5 protein-coding genes are annotated in these 5,781 nt (G+C 64.6%); 2 read left to right on the top strand and 3 right to left on the bottom strand.

Translation table 11 applies throughout. The annotated features are described in order from the left end of the window. Positions 1-178 precede the first annotated feature (178 nt). Complete coding sequence (locus QSG27_RS27305; RefSeq protein WP_306711779.1) at positions 179-553, bottom strand: hypothetical protein; 375 nt, start codon at positions 551-553, stop codon at positions 179-181. Positions 554-684: 131 nt separating this feature from the next. After that, on the bottom strand, positions 685-1,797 hold the full coding sequence (locus QSG27_RS27300) for a helix-turn-helix transcriptional regulator (RefSeq protein WP_306711777.1): 1,113 nt from the start codon (positions 1,795-1,797) through the stop codon (positions 685-687). A gap of 94 nt (positions 1,798-1,891) precedes the next feature. Here QSG27_RS27300 and QSG27_RS27295 point away from each other — a divergent pair, with 94 nt between their 5' ends. Continuing rightward, entirely contained in the window at positions 1,892-2,779 is an 888-nt protein-coding gene (locus QSG27_RS27295) for an alpha/beta fold hydrolase (RefSeq protein WP_306711775.1), read from the top strand. Between the two features lie 234 nt (positions 2,780-3,013). Here the strand turns inward: QSG27_RS27295 and QSG27_RS27290 are convergent, their stop codons facing one another. Beyond that, positions 3,014-3,901, bottom strand: a complete 888-nt coding sequence (locus tag QSG27_RS27290) for a LysR family transcriptional regulator (RefSeq protein ID WP_306711773.1) — start codon at positions 3,899-3,901, stop codon at positions 3,014-3,016. 104 nt (positions 3,902-4,005) lie between these two features. On the opposite strand from QSG27_RS27290, the gene QSG27_RS27285 reads away from it, so the two are divergent. Beyond that, positions 4,006-5,265, top strand: a complete 1,260-nt coding sequence (locus QSG27_RS27285) for an MFS transporter (RefSeq protein ID WP_306711771.1) — start codon at positions 4,006-4,008, stop codon at positions 5,263-5,265. Positions 5,266-5,781: the final 516 nt, after the last annotated feature.

Below are 5,781 nucleotides of genomic sequence, written 5' to 3'. Positions count from 1 at the left end.
GCCGGCATCGCCGTCGCCGACAGCCCCGCGAGCCTGGGTTCCACCATGCTCAAGGTCTTCAAGGGCTGATAAAGGCGCAGGCCGCTGGGTTCGTCGTCGTCGGTGGCGGGTGCCTCATGATCGCCAAAGCCTTCCCGATCAAAGCCAACGCATTGACCGGGAAGGCTTTCGCCTTTCATCAGGACAGGATGGCTTTGGTGTCCAGCGACCCGTTCAACTTGTAGATCCAATATCCGGAACCCGATTTGCGGACCGTGAAGCATTCCTCCGCACCGTTCCGAATTGTCCGCCAGACCGTGCAGTAGCCGGCTTCGGACAGGCGCCACGTGCCGGTATCCTGGAAGCCGGCGGCGTTGGACAGCGCGCTGGTTCCATCGGCCTTGAAGGTTACAGAGAAGCTGTTGCCGCTGTTCATCGACGTCGCCGTGAGCGGCCGTCCCGACCACTCCGTCTTGATCTGCTCCGGAGTAAGCAGGTCTCCGGTCGGTGAATCGGCGGTGGTCTGGCAACCGGCCAGAATCAAAGCGGCAAGAACAATATGGGCGAAGCGCATGGATCTGTCCCTCCACCAGGGTTCCGGGAAGCATCGTATCGCTCCAGCTTTCCGACAGGACGGCGCGCCGGTCATCACCCGAACGGGTGACCGGGGGCGAATTTTTTGAATGACGGGGCGGGAGCGGCTGGTCAGCGCCCCGGGGTGAGCGGCGGAGTCATCGTCGCGACGATTTGACGGAAGCCGGCTTGGCTGTCGGTGCCGGACTTGAGGAAGACGGCCTTCAGGTGGCTCTTGACGGTGTTCTCGGAAAGCGCAAGCGCGGAGGCGATCTCCTGCGGCCGCATGCCGCTGCAGAGCGCCAGAGCCACCCGCTGTTCGGCGGGTGACAGACCGAAGATGGCGCCCAGCAGCTCGCCGGTCGGCCGGGGGAGGGAGTCCGGATCGGTGATGAAGAGCAGGGCCGCGATTGCGCCGCCGTCGCGGGGAGGCGGGCACACCGCCAAGCCGTAGGAAGGTCGTCCGGAGGGGCGCGAGATCGCCAGCGTCCGCTCCGACGTGGCGCCGCTCGCGACGGCGCCGATGCACCGGTCCAACGCCGCGGCTTCGGAGCGCGCGGCGGCCTGCAGCCGCCCCTCGCGAGTGAGGCCGAGGCCGTCCCTTGCGTGCAGGACGGCGTTCGCGCTCCGGTTGGCGAATCGGACGCGCCCGGTTCGGTCGATGATCGCGGCGCCGAAGGACAGTTGGTCCAGGACAGCCTCCAGCCCGCGCGTTCGCGCCTCCGCGTCCGCAAGCCGGGCACGCATCCGCATGGTCTGGCGGACGTGTGGAAACAACGCCCGGAACCTATCGAAATCATCCTGACCGAAGGCGCCGTACCGGTCGGCCCTCCGGACGAAAAATCCAATGCTCATCTCCGCTGTGTCGAGGATGGTCGTGTGCATCAGGTGATGCCAGCCGTGGGGGGCGAAGAAGTCATTGTAGGCTTCGCTGCGTATATGCTCCGCAAAATTTGACATTCTTTCTTGAGTGAAGATGTCTCCGACGGACAAATGTCTTCTGTTTATGTTTGAGAGGCTTATTTTCGAATAGTAATTCTCGTAATCTTTTGCTTTGGCTGACGGTATTTCGGAATAATGCAGAAGCCTGGATGAGCCTGGGGTCGGGCCGTCTTGTTGTATGGCGGCCAATCCCGCGTTGAATTCGTTCGCAATGCCCTGCATCATCCGAGGCAGAAGATCATCCTCGAAAGCGGCTTCCTGAACCAGATCCATCAACGAATTCAAACGATGGGAAGACGTCATGGGATTGTCCGTTCCGGCGTTTTTTGCGTTGGCGAAGATAAAGCAACACCATATGCGCCTGCTCTAAGTATGGATGATAGGGATGGGGCTGCCAATGCCGAACCGTGGCACATGTCTCCATTGGCGTCTGGACTCGATCAGGAACGAAGGCAGAAGCGCCGCGGGGCGGGCGAAGAAGACATGGATCGTGCTGTTGCACGGCAACTCGATGGCGGGTTCCATTTTTGCCCGGCAATTCGAGGGCACTCTTTCCAAGCATTACCGATTGGCCGCTCCAGACCTGCTGGGTCACGGAAGATCGCATCGGTCCGATCAGCCGGACCTTGATTACACGCCCTCCGGGCATGCGAGTGTGATCCGGAGGGATCTGGATCGGCTTGGCATCGCCTCCGCTTTGTTGGTCGGCCATTCGTATGGCGGTCACGTCGCGTTGGCCCTGGCCGCGCAACTGCCGACCGTGACGGGGCTTGTTCTGACTGGAATGGTGCCCGTACGGCCGGGACCGGACGATCTGGCGGGGATGTTCAACCCTCTGCCCAGTCTGAATCTGTTGGCAAAGGAATGCTTCTCCGAACATGACGCGGCGATCTGGGCCGGCGCCTGCCTCCAGGGATCGCCCCATCCGGTTCCGGACTTTCTCGCCGACGACGTCCGGTCCGCCGATGGACGGCACCGCCGCGTTCTCATGGAGAATGTTTCCGCCGGCACCCTCATGGATGAGGTCGAATTTCTGCGCAAAAGCACGATGCCCATCCGTTTTGTCGTGGGGGAGTCGGAGGGCGTGGTGAATGTGGGAAAGCTGGAAGGGCGCCTTCGCGATCTCGGTCTGGAACAGGCCGTCTCCATCCCGAGGGCAGGCCATGCTCCGTTCTGGGACAATGCCGCCGCCTTCGACCGGGAATTGTCCGCCTTCGCCGATTTCGTCACGACGCGTCTTGAACGATCGCTTGCCCCTTTGCCGGGACCGGAATGCCCGGAATGAGCATCCGTGCCGGTGAGGGGCGCCCTCCATTGCTTGACACGGCATGAGGATGGGCGGTTTCCGCAATGTGGAAAGGTCGGAAGGAAGCATTGTGAAGCCGGATAGGATCGGTCATCTTGTCTTTGCACAGGGTGTTTCACCCTTTGTATCGGGCGGGTTGTTGCTCCGCATTTATGCGAGCCTCTCGAAACACTGGCCGTGCTGGAAACAGCACGGCCATTTTTTTGATTGTTCTTACAGGCTCATCTGTCGCGCGAGCGCCACGAAGCCGGCGATGTAGTCCACACCCTCCTCTCCGCGGCGGATGCCGAGATGGATGCTCTTGCCGATTCCTCCGGTCCCAAGGCGCACGGTGCGGATCGGCAAACCGGCTCCGTCCTCCCGCACCAGCCAGTCCGGAAGAACGGCGACCCCGCGCCGGGCGGCGACAAGCTGAAGCATCAGTTCCGTCGTCTCCACCGTCTTGTGGTGGCGCGGACGGCAATGGGCCGGCACGAGGAAGCGGGTGTAGATGTCGAGCCGCTCCAGGCTGACCGGGACGGTGATCAATTCCTCGCCGAGAAGATCTTGCGGCTGGGCCGCGCCGCGCGCAGCGAGCGGGTGCGCGTCATGAACCACCAGAACCAGCTCATAGTCGAAGACCGGCGTGAACAGGACGCCGGTGGACTCGATGGGGTCGGGGGTGATGAGGAGGTCGATCTCGTTGTCGAGAAGCGCAGCCACACCGTCGAAGCGGAAGGCGGTGCGGACCTCGAAATCCACGTCCGGCCATTGCGCGAGGTAGGGGGCACTCATCCGCATCAGCCACGCCTGGCAGGGATGGCATTCCATTCCCACGCGCAGCGTGCCGCGCCGGCCCGCCGCGACATCGGCCAGAACCCGCTCGGCATGCTCGAACTGTGGCAGGAGGCGCTGGGCCAGGGCCAGCAGATGCTCCCCGGCCTGGGTGAAGCGGAGGCTGCGCCCCTTCTTCATCCAGATCGCGATTCCATGGCGCTCCTCGAACTTGCGCACCGTGTGGCTCAGCGCCGATTGGCTGACGTTCAGGCGTTCGGCGGCGGCGGTCACGCTGCCCAGCCGGTCCACCTCCCGCAGGATCGCGAGGATCTGGCGATCAAGCATCCATGACTCCTGTTCATCGAATCATGAGAACATACCACTTCCGTTCATGACGAGCGGTTGTTAAGCGTGGGCCAGCCGATACCCCGCCACGCCTGAGGATGCCCATGACGCAAGCCGAAACCAATTCCAGCACCGGCCCGGAGGCAGAGCGCCCGTCTGCGCAGGGGGCCTTTGCGCAGGGGGCCTTTGCACAGGGGATGGGCAACGTGCTGCGGCTGGCCACCGCGCAGGCGCTGGCCGGGGCCAACGCGGTGGTTGTGTATGCGACGGGGGCCATCGTCGGCAACACGCTGGCGCCCAGCTCGGCACTGGCGACGCTGCCGCTCTCCGTCTTCGTCGTCGGCATGGCGGTCTGCACCATACCTGCCGGTTCCATCGCCCGGCGTCACGGACGGCGCGCCGCCTTCCTGGCGGGGACGGGCTGCGGCGTCCTCGTCGGCCTGCTGTCCGCCCTGGCGGTTCTGCTCGGCTCCTTCTGGCTGTTCTGCGCGGCGATGATCCCCGGTGGCGCCTACGCCGCCGTGGTGCTGTCCTTCCGCTTCGCCGCCGCGGACTGCGTCGAGGCCGAACGGCGCCCGCGGGCCATGTCCGCGGTGATGGCGGGCGGGGTGTTCTCCGGAGTCATCGGGCCACAGCTCGTCACCCTCACCATGGACCTGTGGCCGCCGCACCTGTTCATGGCGACCTTTCTGGCGCAGGCGGCGGTGGCGGCCCTGTCCGCGCTCGTCCTGGCCGGTGTCCGGCTGCCGAAGCCCACGGCGGCGGAGGCCGCCGGCGGGCGTCCGCTGGGTGTCGTCGTCCGCCAGCCCCGGTTCGTCACGGCGGTGATTTGCGGGATCGTGTCCTACCTGCTCATGAACTTCATCATGACGGCGGCGCCCCTGGCGATGCGGCTGTGCGGCCTGTCGCAGGAGGCGGCCAACCTCGGCCTGCAGTGGCACGTCATCGCGATGTATGGCCCGAGCTTCTTCACCGGGCGGCTGATCGCGCGCTTCGGCGCTCCCGGTGTGGTCTTCGCCGGGCTGGCGTTGATCGGTGCCTCCGCCGTGGTGGGGTTGATGGGGTTGGACGTGGCGCATTTCTGGGTGAGCCTGATCCTGCTGGGCGTCGGCTGGAACTTCGGCTTCCTCGGCGCCTCGGCCCTCGTTCTGGAATGCCACCGTCCAGAGGAGAAGACCCAGGTGCAGTCGCTCAACGACTTCATCGTGTTCGGGACGATGGCCTTGGGCTCCTTCGCGTCCGGGGGGCTTCTGTCGGCCTTCGGGTGGGATGCGGTCCTGTGGGTGTCCTTCGTCCCCCTGGCGTTGGCCGTCGCGGCACTGGCCGCTTCCGCGTCCTTCCGCGCCGGTCCCGCCGCCGGCTGAGCCGTCCGCCGCCGCACGGCCTTTCCGGACACCCCGGTGAGCCCGCCCTCGAAAGGGGGCGGGCTTTTGCGTTCCGGCCGGCGGAAATCCGCAGGGCCAAAAAATGCGGATGAAAAGCACGGCGTCATAAAAGTTCGTGTTGCAAACAATTCTCCGTCTGGCATACCATATGCCGTATCTGGAGCGCCACTCACGCAGGGACGGCGTGACCGGTTCTCCAGCGCAACACCGAACCATGACTCACATCGGCACGGAACAAGGCCGCCCATGACGCGGCGATGCGGACGCTCGCTCGGACGCCGCCCCGCCCGCCCAAGGGGACCCTCATGCCCAGTATCAAAGCGTCGCAATCCCACGGGAGGGAATGATGGTTGGATCGACACAATCCCAGAGCCCAGCTTTTCATGGTTCCGGCGGCTCGCAGGCGCCCATTTCCGAGGGCGCGCGCTGGATGCAGATCGTCGTCGGCATCGTCTGTATGGTGGCAGCGGCCAACATCCAGTATGCCTGGACCCT

It is taken from the genome of Azospirillum isscasi (assembly GCF_030849505.1).
GTDB classification, from domain to species: Bacteria; Pseudomonadota; Alphaproteobacteria; order Azospirillales; family Azospirillaceae; genus Azospirillum; species Azospirillum isscasi.
The sequence above is the reverse complement of the archived record's forward strand: the minus strand, read 5'-3'. Positions and strand labels throughout refer to the sequence as shown.